Here is a 17932-nt window from a genome sequence, read left to right on the forward strand (position 1 = left end):
GACGTCCCTTCTCCGGTTTCCCTCATCAACGCACGGCTACGGCGAGCCGCCCTCCGTGGTGACGGACGATCCCCCGCCTACCCGCCCCTGACCGCGTTTTCACGAATCGCCTTCGCCCGATTTGCGGACTCGCGATTCTCGTTCGATCGTCTTCGCCGGCCTCTTGCGGCGCAGGGGCCAGGCGCCGCAGGCTCCCCGTCACCGCACACACCAGAAGCAGGCCGACAGCAGAGTCATTCGACACACTCCTGATCAGTAACGGCCCCTCTGCGGCAACGAGGTCACTCATGACGGCGAAGCATCTTCGACTGGTTTCGACTATCGGTGGACCGTTTCGGTGTGTCCGGTGAAGGCAGCCAAAGCGCGCTCCAGCCCCGCCCGGTCCGGCAGACCGTCGGTGTCCGCGGCGCACTGGACGACGAGCGCCGCCACCGCCGCCGCCTCGCGCAGACACACCTCGTACGGCTCGCCGCGCAGCATCCCCGACAGGAACCCCGCGGCGAACCCGTCCCCCGCTCCCACGGGGTCGGTCACCGGCACCCTGAACGCCTCCTGCCGCAGCCCTGCGCATGTCGCGGACTTGTCGCGGTGCTTGATCACGGTCAACCCGGGCAGCGTCGCCGGGTCTATCTGGAGCAGGTCGAGCTCGTCCTCGCCGGCCAGCACCACGTCCGCCCTGGCCAGCAGCGGCGCCACCCGCTCGCGCCACGCTGCGGGCTCGCCCAGCTTGTGTCGGATGTTGGGGTCGATGGAGATCAGCGCCCCGGCCTGCCCTGCCAGCTCCAGCAGCCGCAGGGTCGCCAGGTGCGCGGTCTCGGACAACATCGGAGTGATCCCCGTGACATGGACGATCTTCGCACCACTCACCATCTCCGGTGTCAGCTCGTCGGGTGCGAGCCTGGACGCGGCCGCCCCCGCACGGTAGTACTGCACGTCGATGGCCCGGAAGGGATGGCTGTCGCGGACGAGCAGACCGGTCGGCGCACCCGGGTCGATGACGGCATGCCTGGTGTCGACGCCCTCGGCCCGGAGCATGGACAAGACCGCCCGGCCCGCCGGATCCGCGCCGACCCGGCCGAGCCAGCGCACGTCGTGGCCGAGCCTGGCCAACCCGGCGGCCACGTTCGACTCCGCGCCCGCGATCGAGCGGCGGAAGACCGTGGCCCGCTCCAGCGGGATGCCGGGCTCGGCCAGCATCAGGAGCATCGCCTCACCGCACACCACGACGCTCATGACTCGCCCATCCCTCGTCGCCCCGCATTCAATGGTGCTATCAAATCATGAAAGGCACGAGAAGAGTCGCTCAGGTCGTCTTGTAGGCGGAAGGCTGGGAGATGTCGATCCTGGATCGATCGGGCAGGGCCATCGTGGCGACGAACCCGACCACCGCCCCCACGACCATGAAGATCGCGATGGCCTGCCAGCCGTAGTCGTGCAGCAGCCACGTCGCGATCAGCGGCGCCGGACCGCCGGCGATGATCGACGCGAGCTGGTACCCGAGGCCTGCGCCGCCGTACCTGAGTCTGGTCGGGAAGCTCTCGGCGATGAGCGAGGCCTGCGGGCCGTACTCCATGGCGTGCTGGATCTGCGTGACCATGATCGTGAGGAAGACCACCAGCACGATGCCGGTGTTGAGCAGCGCGAAGTACGGGAACGCCACCACCGCCAACAGCGCGGCGCCGACCGCGTACACGAGCCGGCGGCCGACACGGTCGCTCAGGTGCCCGAAGAACGGGATCGCGACGAGTTCCACCGCCGCCGCACAGGTCACCGCCGACAGCGCGATCGTCCGGGACAGGCCGAGCTGCTGGGTGACGTAGGTGATGGCGAACGTCGTGTAGAGGTAGAACGGCATCTGCTCCGACACGCGCGGCAACGCGCTGAGCACCACCTCCTTGGGGTGCCTGCGCAGCACCTCGACTACCGGCAGCCTGACCACCTGCCGCCGTTCCAGCACCCGCGCGAACATCGGGGTCTCCAGCACCCTCAGCCGCACCCACATCCCGATGGCCACCAGGACCAAGCTGGCCAGGAACGGCACCCGCCATCCCCAGTCCTTGAACGTGTCGCCGGTCGTGGTGGCCAGCAGTGACATCGCGCCGGTGCCGAGGATCAGCCCGATGGGCACGCCCACCTGCGGCCAGCTCGCCATCAGCCCACGCCTGCGCTGGTCGCCCCACTCCATCGACAGCAGCACCGACCCGCTCCACTCGCCGCCCACCGCGATGCCCTGCAGAACACGCAGGACCACCAGGATGATCGGCGCTGCCACGCCGATGCTGTCGGTGCCCGGCAACACGCCGATGAGCGCGCTGGCCACCCCCATCGTCAGCAGGGTCACGATGAGCGTCGCCTTCCTGCCGATGCGGTCGCCCCAGTGGCCGAAGATCGCCGCTCCCACGGGCCGGGCGGCGAAGCCCACGGCGTTGGTCGCGAAGGCCGCCAGCGTGCCCGCGTACGGCGTGGACTTCGGAAAGAAGACCTCGGCGAAGACCACGGCGGCGGCCGTGTTGTAGAGGAAGAAGTCGTACCATTCGATGGCGGTGCCGACCACACTCGCCGTGGCGGCCTTGCGCACCTGGGCTCTGTGTTCGGCGGTCGTTAATCCGCTGCTGGTCTCGGTCACGCTGCACCTCGAAGGCGCTCCTGGGCCGCGTCCGCGCCAACGGTCGCCCTACCCCGCACCCGTGCCACGAACCACCTTCGGCCTTCTCCCCTCGCGGGAAACCTCCGGCCATCGTCGCGCCTCCTCTCATGGGGACGGCCCCCGGCTCCGCCCGGCTGGAAGCGGCGCCGGGCAGAACTCTAACACTCGTTAACCCGTCCCGCCGCCGGCGTCGCCTGGGTGCCCAGATCGGGCGGAGGCGCCCCAGGAGGGCGTCAGGCAGCGGGTTCGCCCCCATGGTTCGGGTCGGGCAAACCGGCGAGGACCGCGTCGAGCGCGAACCTGAAGTGTTCGACTTGGTCGGCCCGCCGACGCGCGGCCTCTACCGCGTGATAGTGCGGATACTTGTCGGCGGGGAGCTCGGTCCAGTCCCTCGCGGCGGCCTCGTGCAGGACCAGATGCCCGACGCACACGCGCAGGACCGCCCCCTTCACGTGATCGGCCTGGTCAGGAGGGAAGCCCGCGTCCAGCAGGATGCCGAAGATGGCTTCGTGGAGGCTCATCACGGGCGCGCGCCGGGCGTAGGTGGTGATGGACCACACCGAGGCCCTGGGATGCTCCAGCGACTGCCTGACCATCGAACCCATGAGCCCGCGCAGCTGGTCCTTCCACCCCCCCTCACGGGGGGCCTGCGAGACGATGTTGCTGCACACCTCGTCCACGATGGCCTCCAGCAGCGACTCGCGCCCGTCGAAGTAGTGGTAGATCGCCGTCGCCGTCACATCGAGACGTTTGGCCAGCTTACGCATGCTGATGCCGTGGGCGCCGTCCGCCTCGAGGACCTCCAGGCCGGCTTCCAGGATCTTGTGACGGGTGAGCATCTGCATTGACCTCGCGCTTAACACATGTTAGAAATCTAACGGCCGTTAACTCCGGACAGCTTATCCGAGGGGAGAGGGATCCTTGGCTGCCGTTCTCACGTGCCGTCCCGTCATCCATCAACGATCATCCGCTCACGGGGAGACGATCCGGTGTCCACGACCTCCGAAGTGACAGCGCCGGCGGCGACCCCGCGCCGCCCACGACGCCGGATCCTGCTTCGAGCTCTGCTCGTGCTGCTCCTGCTCGTGGTCCTCGCGGTGGCAGGCGCCGTCTACGCGGTGAACCGTGGCGGAGCCCCGCAGACAGCCGCTCAGCTGGGCTCCGAGCCCGAGCTCGGGGAGCGCGAGACGTTCCCCATCCCCAAGGTCAACGCCCCCGACGTGGTCGGCTGGCCCTCCGGCAGGACGCCGACGGCACCGGCCGGGTTCACGGTCACCCGGTTCGCGGGTGAGCTGGAGCATCCCCGATGGCTCTACGAGTTGCCCAACGGCGACGTGCTCGTGGCCGAGTCGGCCACGCTGCCCAAAGACCCGGAGTCCCCCATCATGGGGCTGTTCTACTGGCTGCGCCGCAACGACGGCTCGACCACCGAACGCAGCGCCAACCGGATCACGCTGCTGCGCGACACCGACGGTGACGGGGTGGCCGACTTCCGCAGCGTGTTCCTGGACAACCTCAACCAGCCGTTCGGGATGGCGCTGCTGGCCGCGTCCGCGCCGTACACGCTCGGTCCGGCGGCTCCGGACGGCACCCAGGCGGCCTTCTACGTCGCGGGCACCGACGGTGTTTGGCGCTTTCCGTACAAGCTGGGCGAGACCCGCGTCACCGAGCCCGGCAAGAAGATTCTCGACCTGCCGGCCGGCGGCTACAACAACCACTGGACCCGCAACCTCTTCGCCGCGCCCGACGGCACCAAGCTCTATGTCACGGTCGGTTCGTCGAGCAACGCGGGCGAACACGGTCTGGAGGCCGAGAAACGGCGCGCCGCGGTCCTGGAGATCAACCCTGACGGCACCGGCGAGCGCATCCTGGCCTCCGGCCTCAGAAACCCCAACGGCCTGGGCCTCGAACCCCACTCCAAGACACTCTGGACAGTCGTCAACGAACGCGACCTCCTGGGCGACGACGCCTCACCCGACTACCTCACGCGCGTACGCCCCGGCGACTTCTACGGCTGGCCCTGGAGTTATTGGGGTCGTCACGTGGACGACCGGGTCCAGCCTCAGCGTCCGGACATGGTGGCCCGCGCCCTCCGTCCTGACTATGCCCTCGGCGCCCACACGGCCCCGCTCGGCCTGGCCTTCTCCGACAGCGCCACGTTCCCCGAGCGCTACCGCGGCGGCGCCTTCATCACCGAACACGGCTCGTGGAACCGGGGCGATCCGGTGGGCTACAAGGTGGTGTACGTGCCCTTCAAAGACGGCATGCCCAGCGCCAAACCCCAGGACTTCCTGACCGGCTTCAAACCGGCACCGGACGACAGCGCCACCTACGGCCGGCCGGTGGGCGTGATCATGGGCAAGAACGGCCGCTTATTGGTCGCCGACGACGCCGGGAACACGATCTGGCACATCACGCCGCGACCGTGACCCCGGGCCTTGTCCCGGACCGCATCCGCGCCATTCGCTGTCCTTCTCCGGACGACCGACGCGACGACCGACGGAAACTGAACGGGCGGCCGACACGCGATGGAAGGCGGAGGTGGGCAGCAGGCAGAGGACCGGTGGCGGGTGAAGAACGTGCGGTGGCGGGAGGATGGGCGGCGGGTCCCCATCCATCCTCCAGGCGTTCGGTCAGGCGGGGCCTTCTGTCGAGGACAGGCGTCCTTCGCCGGCTACGCCCGCAAGGGGGATGCCACGGAGGCTGAGCAGGAACAGGAGGGCGCACCCGCCGGTCAGGGCGATATCGGCGACGTTGCCGACGAACAGGCCACCGTAGTCGATGAAGTCCACCACGTGACCCTGGGCGAACGCGGGCGGGCGGAAGAGCCGGTCGAGCAGATGGGAGGTGGCGCCGCCGAGCAGGGCGCCCAGCACGACGGCCCAGGCCGGCGAGCTCAGCCGTCGGGCCATGTACAGGATCCCGGCGACCGCCCCGGCGGCAGCCAGGGTGAACACCCAGGTCACGCCCTCCCCCAGGGAGAACGCGGCACCGGGGTTGAGCAGCAGCCGCAAGGAGAGCAGCCGTGGGATCACCGTGATCTCCTCGCCGCCGGACAGCGCCGACAACGCCCAGAACTTGGACGCCTGATCGACCACGAGCACCATCACGGCTAGCACGATCATCCACGCACGAGGACGCCCTCCTCGACTCGTCGTCTGCGGGCCGCGTTCGTCTGACACTCTTGCCTCACAATCCCTGGCTTCTCGCCCCGAAATCTACCGAACCTTCGTCGTGGCCACGCTCGCTCCCGCGCGTGGAACGGCTTGGAACGCCTTCCAGATCGGCGCCGGCGACATGCCGGTTCCGGTTCGGACGATGGAAGGAACGCGTATGTCAGAACGTCGACCAGGCCGCGGACGGTACCACCGCGCGGCCCTCGTGCTCGCCGCCGCCGGGGCGGTGGGGCTGCTCGCCACAGGCCAGACCGTATCTGCCCAGGCCGCCGTCTCCACCGCAAGCCAAGGCGTGCCTGCTCGGACCGCCGTCTCTGCCGCGGGGCTCAAGTGCGGGTTCGCCACTCACGACCTGTCGTACACGGGTGCCGCGCCCGCGCGGGTGGTCGCCCAGGGCGAGTGCGTCCCCGAGACCTTGGATCACGGGCTGTTCGTCAAGATCTTCCGCAACGGGACGGTGGTCTTCAGCGGCGGCAACGGAGTGGGCATCGTCACCGCCGTCTACACCTGCCGTGGCAGCACGCCGGGCGAGTTCCGGGCAGTGTGGAGCACCGGCCAGGTGGACGAGGCAACGTTCCCCTGCGGCTGACCGCTTGGGCGACGGGGGCGCAGGCGGCCTCGGCGAGGCCAGGACGGCCAAGGCGCTCGGGGGCGCCGGGGCGCTCGGGACGAGGCCAAGTCGGCCGAAGCGAGCCTGACCCGGTCGGGGCGAGGGCACAGGACGGTCGGGGGGGCCGGGACGTGGAGCCGGGCGATCGGAGGCGGAGCGGGCCGGGCGGAGCGGGCCGGGCGGAGCGGGCCGGGCGGAGCGGGCCGGGCGGAGCGGGCCGGGCAGGGGGCGCGGCTCAGAGGGCGCTCCGCCAGAGGGCGCTCCGCCAGAGGGCGCTCCGTCAGAGGGCGGGTGTTCTTGTGAGGAGGAGGGTTTCTGTTATTGGGGATTCGTGGGTGCCCTCGGTTGTGCAAGCGTGTGCCCCTGCCACGGCGCCCAGCTTGACGCATTCGTCCACCGGACGGCCGTTCAGAACGCCGTACAGGAAGCCTGAGACGAAGGCGTCGCCCGCGCCGTTGCTGTCGGCCACCGGGCCGGGCAGCGGTGCGGCGGGGAAGGCGCGTACGGAGGCCGAGTCGCGGGTGAGGACGAGGCAGCCGTCCGCGCCCCGCGTGCAGACGACCGTGTGGGCGCGTCCGTTCGCCAGGATGTCGCGCATCGTCGCAGCCGGGTCCGCGAGGGCGGTGGCCGAGAGGAACACCAGGTCGGAGTTGTGGGCGAAGTCCTTCTGGTAGTCGGCGGCGCCGTCCCAGTCGTGCAGGTCGGTGGAGGTGGGGATGCCGGCGAGGTCCGGGTAGACGTGGCGGCAGAAGTCCATGATCGAGACGTGCACATGTCTGGGGCGCAGATCGGCGTACAGGTCGCGGGGCAGTCGCTCCCCTGGCGTGACCTTGGGGTCGTGCAGGGAGGTGCGCCGCCCGTCGGGGCCGACGAGCAGGACGCTGCGCCTGGTGCCCGCCTCGGCCGGCCCCCATCTGCAGTCGACGTCCCGCAGGGCGTGCCTGATCAGCGTGCCCTGCGGGTCGTCACCGATGAGGTCGGCGAACGCGACGTCGAGCCCCAGCGCGTGGCAGCCGAGGGCGACTCCGGCCCCGGTGTTCCCGATGCGGTCGACGACGGGCGGCACATGGTAGGTGTCCTTGTACGGCAGGGGCAGTGTGGGCACATAGACAGTGGTGTCCACCCCGGCGCCGCCGAGGACCAGCACGTCACGCGTCAACGTTCGATCAGCCTTTCGAGATACGCCGGGATCAGCGGTCCACCACCGACCCGGAACCCGTTCGAAATACACCGGGCCCACCGGTCCAGCACACGTCCGGAATGCGCCCGGACCAGCGGTCCGGAGCCTGTGGAGCGCGGACGACGAGTTCCGGCTGGAAGATCAGCTCGACGTGCTTGGCCGGAGCGCCGCTGACCTCCTCCAGCAACGCCCGGACGACGGCCGAGGCCATCGCCCGGGATCAGCGGTTGACCAGCGGTCCGGAACCTGTGGAGCCGCGGACGACGAGTTCCGGTTGGAAGATCAGCTCGACGTGCTTGGCCGGAGCGCCGCTGACCTCCTCCAGCAACGTCTGGACGGCGGCCGAGGCCATCGCCCCGATCGGCTTGCGCACGGTGGTCAGCGGCGGGTCGGTGAACGCGATCAGCGGCGAGTCGTCGAACCCGACCACCGACACGTCGCCCGGCACCGACAACCCCTTCTGCCGGCACGCCCGGATCGCCCCCAGCGCCATCAGGTCGCTCGCGCACACGATCCCGGTGCACCCGCGGGCCAGGAGCTGCGCGGCGGCCGCCTGCCCGCCCTCGACCGAGAACAGCGAGTGGGAGATCAGGTCGTCGACGTCGGTGGCGCCGAGCAGGTGGGCCATCGCCTGCTTGTACCCTTCGATCTTCCTGATCACCGGGACGAACCGGCGCGGCCCGAGCGCGAGCCCGACGCGTTCGTGGCCGAGGTCGACCAGGTGCTGGACGGCCAGCCGCGCCGCGAGGCGGTCGTCGGGCGAGATGAAGGGCGCGTCGATGTGCTCGCTGTAGCCGTCGACCAGCACGATCGGCAGACCGCGGTCGATCAGGCGGGTGTAGCGGTCCATCCGGGCGGTGGTGTCGGCGTGCAGGCCGGAGACGAAGACGATGCCGCTGACGCCGCGGTCGACCAGCAGCTCGGTGAACTCGTCCTCGGGGGCGCCGCCGGGCAGCTGGGTGCACAGCACGGGCGTGTAGCCGTGCTGGGTCAGCGCCTTCTCGATGGCCTGGGCGAACGCCGGGAAGATCGGGTTGTCCAGCTCGGGCGTCACGAGCCCGATGAGCCCGTTGCTGCGCTGCCTGAGCCGGGGCGGCCGCTCGTAGCCCATGAGGTCGAGGGCCGTCATCACGGACTGGCGGGTGCCGGCCGAGACGCCGGGCTTGCCGTTGAGCACCCGGCTGACCGTGGCCTCACTCACCCCGGCCTGGGCGGCGATGTCGGCTAGGCGAGCGTGACCGTTCATGGAACACACTTTACTTTCCACCAGGCGGCCGAATCGGCTGCTCCCGGGACATCGGAGGCGAGCAGCAGTTCTCCCTCGACGCCGAAGTCGACGGGCGCGCCGGTCAGGTTGACGGTGCACAGCACGTCGCCGCGGGAGAAGACCAGTGTGCCCTCGGGCGAGTCGTGCCAGGTCAGGTCGCCGTCCAGGGTGCGGCGCACGCGCAGCGCGGCGCGGTAGAGCTCCAGGGTGGAGCCGGTGGCGCCGTCCTGGGCCTGGACGCTGAGCTCGGACCAGTCGGCGGGGATCGGCAGCCACGGGTCGCGCCACCCGAGGTCACGGGTCCACGGCAGCGGCACGCGGCAGCCGTCGCGCCCGCTGTCGGGGTCGCGCAGCCGCTGCGGGTCCTGGCAGACCTCGTCCGGCAGGTCGAGCACCTCGGGGAGGCCCAGTTCCTCGCCCTGGTAGACGTAGGCCGAGCCGGGCAGCGCGAGCGTCAGCAGCGCGGCGGCGCGGGCCCTGGCCAGGCTGCCGTAGCGGGTGACGTGCCGCTTGACGTCGTGGTTCGACAGCACCCAGGTGGTGGGCGCGCCCACGGAGCCGGCCGTGGCGAGCGAGGAGTCGATCACGTCGCGCAGTTCGGCGGCGTCCCACGGGGTGAACAGGTAGTGGAAGTTGAAGGCCTGGTGGAGCTCGTCGGGCCGGACGTACATGGCCAGGCGTTCGGCGGTGGGCGCCCACGCCTCGGCGACGCCGACGCGTTCGCCGGGGTAGGAGTCGAGCACGCGGCGCCATGCCCGGTGGATCTCGTGCACACCGTCGTTGTCGAAGTACGGCACCGGTTCGCGGCCGATCATCCTGGTCTGGTTCGGATGACCGATGTCGGGCAGGCCGTGCGGTTTGACCATGCCGTGGGCCACGTCCACGCGGAAGCCGTCCACGCCCAGGTCGAGCCAGAAGCGCAGGATGGACTCGAACTCGCCGCGCACCTCGTCGTCGTCCCAGTTGAGGTCCGGCTGGGCGGGGTCGAACAGGTGGAGGTACCACTGGCCGTCCTCGACCTGGGTCCAGGCCGGGCCACCGAAGATCGACTCCCAGTCGTTGGGCTGATCGCGGAAGATGTAACGATCGCGTCGCTCGCCGCGCAGCGCGGCCTGGAACCAGGGGTGCGCCGACGAGGTGTGGTTCGGTACGACGTCCACGATGACGCGCAGGCCGTGCCCGTGGGCCTCGTCGATGAGCGCCTTGGCGTCGGCCAGGGAGCCGAACAGCGGGTCGACGTCCCGGTAGTCGGCCACGTCGTAGCCGAAGTCGGCCATCGGCGAGGTGTAGAAGGGCGTCAGCCAGACGGCGTCCACCCCCAGCTCGACCAGGTACGGCAGGCGATCGCGCACGCCGATCAGGTCGCCCACGCCGTCGCCGTTGCCGTCGGCGAAACTGCGCACGTAGACCTGGTAGATCACGGCGTCACGCCACCACATGCTCATGGATCTCCCCCCGGGTGTCCCGGACAATGAAAGCCCTTGCGGCAAGTTTACGCAAGCCCTTCCATGCACCTCATATCCCGATTTATGGGTATACGGGCGTTCAAAACCCTTGGCCGAAACCCCCGCCAGTGAGATTCTTTATGTCAAGGGTGGACATGCAGCGTTAAGGCGCGATGTACTACCTCATCAATCAGCATCGTCACAGGTGACACGCGCGCAAGGTGTGGGCCCATGAGCTCGGTCGTACTCGACAAAGTGACCAAGGTGTATCCGGGCGACTACCTGGCAGTCGACCGGTTGAGCCTGCAGGCCGAGGACGGCGAGTTCCTCGTCCTCCTTGGTCCTTCCGGTTGCGGCAAGTCCACGCTGTTGCGGATGATCGCCGGCCTGGAAGAGATCACTGACGGTGATCTCTGGCTGGACGGCCAGCTCGCCAACCACCTGCCGCCGCGCGACCGCGATGTGGCCATGGTGTTCCAGAACGGCGCGCTCTACCCCCACCGGACCGTGCGCGGGAACATCGCCTTCCCCCTGGAGATCGCCAAGTCGGACCCGGCGATGGTGCGCGACCGCGTCACCGAGCTGTCGAAGGCGCTGCACATCGAGGAGACGCTCGAACGCCGTCCCGGCACCCTGTCGGGCGGTCAGCGGCAGCGCGTGGCGATGGGCCGGGCGATCGTCCGGCAGCCGAAGCTCTTCCTCATGGACGAGCCGCTGTCGAACCTCGACGCCGGCATGCGCACCGAACTGCGCATGGAGATCTCCGCGCTGGTCAGGTCGCTCGGGGTCACCACGATCTACGTCACGCACGACCAGGTCGAGGCGCTCACGCTGGCCGACCGGATCGCGATCCTGAACCGCGGCGTCCTGCAGGACGTGGGCACTCCGGCCCAGATTTACAACGATCCAGCGACGGCGTTCGTGGCGGCCTTCCTCAACTCCCAGCAGTTGAACCTGCTGGCGGCCGGTGTCAGGACGCCGCAGAACCAGTACGTCATGCTCGACTTCGGCCCGCACCGGCTCACGATGCCCTGGAGCGATCCCAGGGCGTACGCGATCTCTCAGCACACGGGCGGGCAGGTGCTGGTCGGCATGCGTCCCGACGGCCTGGCGCCGGTGCCGGAGTCGTACGACGGGCCGTCCTTCTACGGGCGGGTGCGGGCGCTGGAGTACCACGGGCACGAGTGGCTGGCGTACCTGGAGTGCGGCATGCCGGCCGTGCCGGTGCCCGAGCCGCCGGACCCGCGCGCCCGCGTCAACGCCGAGCGCGACGGCGCGGGCGGGCTGAGCGGGATGGTGCGGCGGCTCTTCTCGCAGCGCGCGCCGGAGCACGAGGAGCAGGAGCAGGTCGGCCAGAACGTGGGCAGCGGCTTCCACCGCCGCTCGGACCTGATCGTCCGGCTGGGCAACCGGCCGATGTGGCGGGCGGGCGACGCGGCGAAGGTCGCGGTGGACCTGTCCCGCCTCATGATCTTCACGTTGGACGGCGCCCGCATCGACCCGCCCCGCCGCTGACCCCACGGCCGACAGCCTGACGCGTCACGCCTCACGAGGAGGCGGGGCTCCAGCGGGGGCCGGCCGGGGTGTCCTCCACGATCACGCCGCCGCGTGCCATGGCCTTCCGCAGCGCGTCCGCCACCTCGTACCGCCCCGCTTTTCGCAGCTCCGTGCGCAGGTCGAGCAGGGGTTCGGCCAGCGTGCGCAGGTTGGCGGTCGCGGCGGCCTCGCCCAGGCGGGCGATCAGCAGCCGCAGCAGCTCCCGGGCCTGCTCGACCCCGCCGGAGTCCTCCTCGGTGTCGGCCGCCCACTTGACGATCTCCGCCTCCAGGTCCAGCACGAGCTGCGCCGCCGCCACCATGTCCGGCCTGCCGACCGCGTCCTTGAACAGCTCCTCGCAGGACCTGATCGTCTCCTCCAGGGTGACGGCGGGTTCCGCGGCGACCACGGCGGGCCCCGGCGGCGCGACCGTCCCGGGCACGGCCCCCTCCGCCAGGCCGCGGACGGCCGCCAGACTCGTACGGGTGCCGGCCGGCAGCACGCTCACCGCCCCGGGACGCCGTACGGTCAGCCCGCCGCGCCCGGCCACCTCCACCGCCTCCGACTCCAGGTCGATGATCAGCGCCGTGTGCTCGTCGAGCCCCAGGACGGCGGTCTCCGGCGGCAGCTCCCGCTCCATCCGCGACAACCGCCGCTCACCTAAGTAGCAGTAGCGGGTGTCGTGGGTGCCGCCCTCGGCGTTGTCGAAGTGCGGGATCAGCACGGCCCGCAGGCCCAGCGGCGCCAGCAGGTCGACGCCCTCGCGCCAGTGGGGCTCGGCGCCCACCTTGTAGATCTCGTAGACGGGCACGGTGGCCAGGCCCGCGGTGCAGGCGGCGGCCGAGGCGAGCACGGTCACCCCCTGCCGCGCGCGTACGCGGGCCCGCAGGTCGCCGGCCACGCCGGAGGCGGCCCACCGGTCCAGCGCGTACGTGGGGCTGCCCGGCCCGGAGAACACCCAGTCCGCCCCCGTGACGCCGGCGGCCACCTCGACCTCCAGCCCGACGCTGCGGGCGAAGTAGCGGCGGGCGCGGGCGGAGATGTCGGCGGCGTTCTCCTGGAAGGCGTAGGGGGTGTCGAGCAGCACCGCGCGGGCCCCGGCGCGCAGCCCGCGCGCCACCGTCCGGTGGACCTCGACCATGGTCGGGCTCGTCTCCCCCGACCCCATGAGCACCAGCGAACCCGGCATGACCTCGGCCCTTCTCCCACCCGCGGGCGACCGCGGGCGGCTGCCTGCGCACCCTGACCGGACCGGGCCCGGGAGAGCCCCGACGAGGCCGCGCGACGGCCGGGCGGGGTTCGCGCCGATGACCCGCACACCATCTTGCACTCCACGGACCGGCGGCACGAGCCCGGCGACGAGATCGTGCCGATCTACGCGGTGTGCCCCGGCCCGTCGCCCTGGCTGCCCGCGCCCTGGAGGCCCACCCGCGCGTCGCGGCCCGCCTGCCGCCGGTCGGCGCGCGCGCCGGGGGCGGCCCGCCGGGACAGGCGCCGGCCCAGCGCCTGCATGGGACGCTCGACGTACCGGTAGGAGAGCGCGCTGACGGCCAGGATCAGCGCCAGCGCCAGCCCGGCCATCGCCAGCTGGTACGGCAGCGGCGCCCACCGCAGGTCGCCGCTGACCTCCACGAAGTACTTCAGCAGCGGATGGTGCACCAGGTAGAGCGAGTAGCTGATCAGCCCGAGCCAGGTGAGCACGGCGGGCAGCCGCCGCCCGCGCAGCGCCATCGCGCCCGCGAACGTCGCCGCCGCCAGCGCGATCGTGGTCAGCCACACGTCGGCCTCGACCCACCACCAGCCGCTCTCGATCGCCCACAGCGGGGCGACGGCCACCAGCGCCGCCGTCACCGCGACCGGCCACAGACCGCCGCGCCCGCGTTCCCACCGATGGATCGCCGTGCCGGCGAACATGACCGCGACCACGGCCGCGCCCAGCCACGGCACCCGGCTGCTCAGCAGCAGCAACGCCAGCGCCATCAGCCCGAGCACGCACGCCGCGGTCCTGCGGAACCAGCCGCCGACCACGCAGGCGAGCCCGGCGGCGAACACCGCGCACGACACGTACGCCGGCCACCCGCCCCGCAGCACCGCCCCCGACACGACCAGCCCCACCACGACGGACGCGCCGGCGAACAGCACGGACACCAGCCCGCTGCGTTCGTGCGCCCTCATCAGGAACAGCGCCGTGACCAGCAGGTAGAACACCATCTCGTACGACAGCGTCCACATGGTGTCGGCCACGCCGCCCACGCTCACGACGTCGAGCAGCATGGTCGCGTGGGCCGCCACCGCGCTCCCGTCACGCGGCACGCCCTCGCGCACCGGCACCCACCAGGACGCCGCCAGCACCAGCGCGATCACGGCCAGGTAGAGGGGGTAGAGGCGGAAGGCGCGACTGGCCCAGAAGGCCCGGACGTCGCCGTGGCGCTCCAGCGAGGTCGGGATGATGTACCCGCTGACCAGGAAGAACACCAGGATGCCGTAGACGCCGAGGTTGAACCAGTAGGGCCGCAGCGCGGGCAGGAACCACGGCAGCAGGTGCTCGGCGACCACCGCGAGCGCGCCGATGCCACGCAGGGCGTCGAGCCAGGCGAGCCTGGACGGCGCGCCGGGCGTGGTCGTGTCGGGGGTCGCGGCGGTCGGCACCCGCCCCAACTTACCCGGAGCGGGCTAGGTGATGCGGTGGGTCGCCAGGGACGCGTGGTGGTCGGCGCCGTCCGGGCCGTACGGGTCGGTGTGGACGGTGGCGGCGCGCAGGCGGGGAAGGTCGTGGATGAGGCGGTGCTCGGCCTCGACCGCGACGGCGTGGGCGTCCACGACCGACATGTCGTGGTTCACCAGGATCTCGACCTCGGCGCGCAGGGCGTGCCCGATCCAGCGCAGGCGCACCGAGCCGACGCGCTCGACGCCCGGGACGGCGGCCAGGATGCGTTCGGCGTCGTCCAGCAGGGCGGGATCGACGGCGTCCATGAGGCGGTGGTAGATCTCGCGGGCGGCGTCGCGCAGGACGAAGCAGATGGCGACGGTGATCAGCAGGCCGACGATCGGGTCGGCGATCGGGAAGCCGAGGGCCGCGCCGCCCGCGCCGAGGAGCACGGCGAGGGAGGTGAAGCCGTCGGTCCTGGCGTGCAGGCCGTCGGCCACGAGCGCGGCCGAGCCGATCTGGCGGCCCACGGTGATGCGGTAGCGCGCCACCCACTCGTTGCCGACGAAGCCGGCCAGCGCGGCGGCGGCCACCCAGCCGAGCGCCCGGACGTCCTGGGGCTCGACGAGCCGCCGGACGGCCTCGTACCCGGCCAGGGCCGCCGAGGCGGCGATGAGCACGACGATGACGATGCCCGCGAGGTCCTCGGCCCTGCCGTAGCCGTAGGTGAAGCGGCGGGTGGCGGCGCGGCGTCCGAGCGAGAACGCGATGGCCAGCGGGACGGCGGTGAGCGCGTCGGCCAGGTTGTGCAGCGTGTCGCCGAGCAGCGCGACCGACCCGGACGCCACGACGATCACGGCCTGGACGACGGCGGTGAGCATGAGGACCGCGAAGGAGACGGCCAGGACGCGCATGCCCCGGCGGCTGGACTCCAAGGCGCTGTCGGTCCTGGCGGCGCTGTCGTGGCTGTGCGGCGTGAACGCGTGCGCCGCCTTGACGGCCAGCGCTCTGAAGCCTCGTCGCTCCCCCGCCCCATGGCCGTGTCCGTGACCGTGTCCGTGGCCGTGGCCGTGGCCGTGCGCGTGGGTGTCGGAATCAGACATGGGCGCCCTCCTGCTTGCACATCTCGTCCGCTCCGACCAGGATATGTAGTCATGTACGCACGCGACAACGTCTCAGGTGCGGACCACTCGCAGGAGCAACCCACTCCCGCCCAGGTCAACGCCGCCGTCGACGCGTTCCGCATGCTCAGCGACGCCACCCGGCTCCGGCTGATGTGGGAGTTGTCCGCCGGTGAGCTGGACGTGAACTCCCTGGCCCAGGCGGTCGGCGCGGCGCGCCCGTCGGTGTCGCAACACCTGGCCAAGCTCAGGCTGGCGGGCCTGGTGGACACCCGCAGGGACGGCCGCCGGGTGCTCTACCGCGCCCGTGACGGGCACGTGCGGGCGCTCATCGCCGAGGCGCTGTCCCACGCCGACCACGAGGTCTCAGGGCTGCCCCGGCACGACTAGCTACCAGCCCACCCGGCCCTTGCCGGAGACCAGGGCACGGGCGATCACCAGCCGCTGCACGTCGTTGGTGCCCTCGCCGATCGCCATCAGCGGGGCGTCCCGGTAGAGCCGTTCGACCACGAACTCCTGGGAGTAGCCGTAGCCGCCGTGGATGCGCATCGCCTCCAGCGACGCCTTCAGCGCCACCTCGGAGGCGAAGTACTTGGCCATGCCCGCCTCCATGTCCACCCGCTTGCCCCCGTCGGCCTGGGACGCCGCCCAGTACGTGAGCAGCCGGGCCGCCTGGATCTCGGTGGCCAGGTCGGCGAGCTTCAGCTGGATGGCCTGGAAGTCGGCGATGGGCTGCCCGAACGCGGTGCGCCCCCGGGCGTACTCCAGGGCGGCGTCGTAGGCCGCCTGGGCGACGCCGACGGCCCGGGCGGCGATGTTGACCCGGCCGATCTCCAGCCCGCCGAGCACCTGCTGCATGCCGCGCCCCTCGACGCCGCCGAGCAGCGCCGAGACCGGCACGCGCACCTCGTCGAGCACGACCTCGCACGTCTCGGTGCCCTTGTAGCCGAGCTTGGGCAGGTCGCGGCTGACGCCGAAGCCGGGCGAGGCCGGATCGACGAGCAGCACGGACATGCCCTTGTGGGCGGGCTCGGTGATCGAGGTCTTGACCAGCACGGGCAGCGGGTCGGCGTGCCGGGCGTTGGTGATCCACGTCTTGGTGCCGGTCACCACGTAGTGGTCGCCGTCGCGGATCGCGCGGGTCTGGATGCCCTGCAGGTCGGTGCCGGCGCCGGGCTCGGTGAGCGCGATGGCGGTACGGCGGTCGCCGCTCGCCAGGTCGGCGAGCTGGAGGCGTTTCTGCTCGTCGGTTCCGTGCTTGGCGATCATCCAGCAGGCCAGCGAGTGGGAGCCGATCGTGCCGGCCACGCCCATCCAGCCACGCGCGATCTCCTCGAAGACCAGCGCGAAGGAGACCATGTCGGCGCCCAGCCCGCCGTACTCCTCGGGGACGGTCAGCCCGAACAGCCCCATCTGCTTCATCTTCTCGACGATCTCGGTGGGGTAGCGGCCCGAGTGCTCCCACTCGGTGGCCACGGGCAGGATCTCCTTCTCCACGAAGGCGCGCAGGGTCTCCCGGAAGGCCCTCTGCTCGTCGGTCAGCTCGAAATCCATGGCCTCAGGTCCTCTGCGCGGGAGGGACGGTCGAGGCTCACGTTATTCGTCTGATGTTTGGCCGGTCAATCGTTCTAGGCGCGGGCGGCCAGCTTGGCGACGACGTCCACGATGCGGACCGCGCGTTCCAGCTCGGCGCGGTGGAAGACCGGCCCTCCGGCGCGGGCGACCACGACGTGCAGGCGCTGCGGGACCATGGGCAAAAGCATCAGCCGCAGGTCCGCCGAGTCCAGGGCGATCGCGCGCGGGGGCGGGTCGGGCAGGTTCACGACCTCCGGCGCCGCCATCGAGGCGTGCCGTACGGCTCCGTCCTCGACCGCGACCGACCACTCGGCGCCGCACAGCCCGGGCAGGGCGTCCACCAGTGTGGCCAGGCCGCGCGCCGGTTCCGTCGCGACGTGCATGAGCAGGTCGTAGTCGGGGGCGGAGCCGGGCACGTCGCGGGTGGGCCAGACGCCCTCGACGCGTACGCCCGGCGTCGCCGCCAGGCGTTCGCAGACCTCCGTCGCGCTGATCGGTCCCGGCCAGGACACGATGAAGTCGTCCACGGCCCGGCCGGTCTCCCGTTCGAGCACGGTGACCTGCAGGATGTCGGCGCCGAGCGTCCCCAGCGCCTTCGCGACCTGGCCAAGGCCGCCCGGCCGGTCCGGCAGGGACACCCTCAGTCGCAGCAGCATTGCCCGCCCCCTTTCCAGAGGCTCTCACAGTGCCGTGGACAGGTTTCTCACATGTTCCACGGATATGTCGCG

At 71.2% G+C, this 17932-nt stretch carries 17 protein-coding genes; 4 read left to right on the top strand and 13 right to left on the bottom strand.

From position 1 onward, the window contains the following. Positions 1 to 318: 318 nt before the first annotated feature. The 3 genes from AB0J97_RS29625 to AB0J97_RS29635 all read right to left on the bottom strand — a co-directional run bounded on the left by AB0J97_RS29625 (position 319) and on the right by AB0J97_RS29635 (position 3492). Positions 319 to 1233 carry a sugar kinase gene (locus AB0J97_RS29625; protein WP_364094393.1) on the bottom strand — a complete coding sequence of 305 codons (915 nt, stop codon included), beginning with the start codon at positions 1231 to 1233 and terminating at the stop codon, positions 319 to 321. A 70-nt stretch (positions 1234 to 1303) separates the two neighbouring features. Beyond that, complete coding sequence (locus AB0J97_RS29630) at positions 1304 to 2626, bottom strand: MFS transporter (RefSeq protein WP_364094396.1); 1323 nt, start codon at positions 2624 to 2626, stop codon at positions 1304 to 1306. A gap of 254 nt (positions 2627 to 2880) precedes the next feature. Then, on the bottom strand, positions 2881 to 3492 hold the full coding sequence (locus AB0J97_RS29635) for a TetR/AcrR family transcriptional regulator (RefSeq protein WP_364094399.1): 612 nt from the start codon (positions 3490 to 3492) through the stop codon (positions 2881 to 2883). A 225-nt stretch (positions 3493 to 3717) separates the two neighbouring features. Between AB0J97_RS29635 and AB0J97_RS29640 the strand changes: the two genes are divergently transcribed. Further along, entirely contained in the window at positions 3718 to 5076 is a 1359-nt protein-coding gene (locus tag AB0J97_RS29640) for a sorbosone dehydrogenase family protein (RefSeq protein ID WP_364094402.1), read from the top strand. Positions 5077 to 5280: 204 nt separating this feature from the next. Here the strand turns inward: AB0J97_RS29640 and AB0J97_RS29645 are convergent, their stop codons facing one another. Beyond that, positions 5281 to 5772: a signal peptidase II gene (locus AB0J97_RS29645; RefSeq protein WP_357695941.1), complete on the bottom strand. Its 492-nt coding sequence runs from the start codon at positions 5770 to 5772 to the stop codon at positions 5281 to 5283. A gap of 208 nt (positions 5773 to 5980) precedes the next feature. On the opposite strand from AB0J97_RS29645, the gene AB0J97_RS29650 reads away from it, so the two are divergent. After that, entirely contained in the window at positions 5981 to 6412 is a 432-nt protein-coding gene (locus AB0J97_RS29650) for a hypothetical protein (protein ID WP_364094406.1), read from the top strand. A gap of 301 nt (positions 6413 to 6713) precedes the next feature. Here AB0J97_RS29650 and AB0J97_RS29655 read toward each other — a convergent pair whose 3' ends face one another. The 4 genes from AB0J97_RS29655 to AB0J97_RS29670 are packed head-to-tail and all read right to left on the bottom strand — an operon-like array spanning position 6714 to position 10325. Then, on the bottom strand, positions 6714 to 7592 hold the full coding sequence (locus tag AB0J97_RS29655) for a PfkB family carbohydrate kinase (protein WP_364094410.1): 879 nt from the start codon (positions 7590 to 7592) through the stop codon (positions 6714 to 6716). Positions 7593 to 7623: 31 nt separating this feature from the next. Further along, entirely contained in the window at positions 7624 to 7824 is a 201-nt protein-coding gene (locus AB0J97_RS29660; protein WP_364094413.1) for a hypothetical protein, read from the bottom strand. Between the two features lie 9 nt (positions 7825 to 7833). Next, positions 7834 to 8859: a LacI family DNA-binding transcriptional regulator gene (locus tag AB0J97_RS29665; RefSeq protein WP_364094416.1), complete on the bottom strand. Its 1026-nt coding sequence runs from the start codon at positions 8857 to 8859 to the stop codon at positions 7834 to 7836. After that, a complete protein-coding gene (locus AB0J97_RS29670) occupies positions 8856 to 10325 on the bottom strand; it encodes a glycoside hydrolase family 13 protein (protein WP_364094419.1) in 1470 nt (489 codons plus the stop codon). Before AB0J97_RS29670 ends, AB0J97_RS29665 begins: the two co-directional genes overlap by 4 nt. A gap of 231 nt (positions 10326 to 10556) precedes the next feature. Between AB0J97_RS29670 and AB0J97_RS29675 the strand changes: the two genes are divergently transcribed. Beyond that, the gene (locus AB0J97_RS29675; RefSeq protein WP_357695931.1) at positions 10557 to 11840 is read left to right on the top strand and encodes an ATP-binding cassette domain-containing protein; all 1284 of its coding nucleotides are present in this window, start codon (positions 10557 to 10559) and stop codon (positions 11838 to 11840) included. A 31-nt stretch (positions 11841 to 11871) separates the two neighbouring features. Here AB0J97_RS29675 and AB0J97_RS29680 read toward each other — a convergent pair whose 3' ends face one another. From AB0J97_RS29680 to AB0J97_RS29690, 3 genes are all read right to left on the bottom strand, one after another. After that, a complete protein-coding gene (locus AB0J97_RS29680) occupies positions 11872 to 13050 on the bottom strand; it encodes a hypothetical protein (RefSeq protein WP_364094423.1) in 1179 nt (392 codons plus the stop codon). A 185-nt stretch (positions 13051 to 13235) separates the two neighbouring features. Then, positions 13236 to 14510, bottom strand: a complete 1275-nt coding sequence (locus AB0J97_RS29685) for an acyltransferase (RefSeq protein ID WP_357695927.1) — start codon at positions 14508 to 14510, stop codon at positions 13236 to 13238. Positions 14511 to 14534: 24 nt separating this feature from the next. Continuing rightward, complete coding sequence (locus AB0J97_RS29690) at positions 14535 to 15611, bottom strand: cation diffusion facilitator family transporter (RefSeq protein ID WP_364094427.1); 1077 nt, start codon at positions 15609 to 15611, stop codon at positions 14535 to 14537. Positions 15612 to 15662: 51 nt separating this feature from the next. Between AB0J97_RS29690 and AB0J97_RS29695 the strand changes: the two genes are divergently transcribed. Beyond that, a complete protein-coding gene (locus AB0J97_RS29695; RefSeq protein WP_357695923.1) occupies positions 15663 to 16019 on the top strand; it encodes a metalloregulator ArsR/SmtB family transcription factor in 357 nt (118 codons plus the stop codon). Here the strand turns inward: AB0J97_RS29695 and AB0J97_RS29700 are convergent, their stop codons facing one another. Beyond that, complete coding sequence (locus tag AB0J97_RS29700; protein ID WP_364094431.1) at positions 16020 to 17183, bottom strand: acyl-CoA dehydrogenase family protein; 1164 nt, start codon at positions 17181 to 17183, stop codon at positions 16020 to 16022. Positions 17184 to 17257: 74 nt separating this feature from the next. After that, the gene (locus tag AB0J97_RS29705; RefSeq protein WP_357695919.1) at positions 17258 to 17860 is read right to left on the bottom strand and encodes an amino acid-binding protein; all 603 of its coding nucleotides are present in this window, start codon (positions 17858 to 17860) and stop codon (positions 17258 to 17260) included. Between the last annotated feature and the right edge of the window lie 72 nt (positions 17861 to 17932).

Source organism: Nonomuraea sp. NPDC049607 (genome assembly GCF_040675375.1).
Lineage (GTDB): Bacteria > Actinomycetota > Actinomycetes > Streptosporangiales > Streptosporangiaceae > Nonomuraea.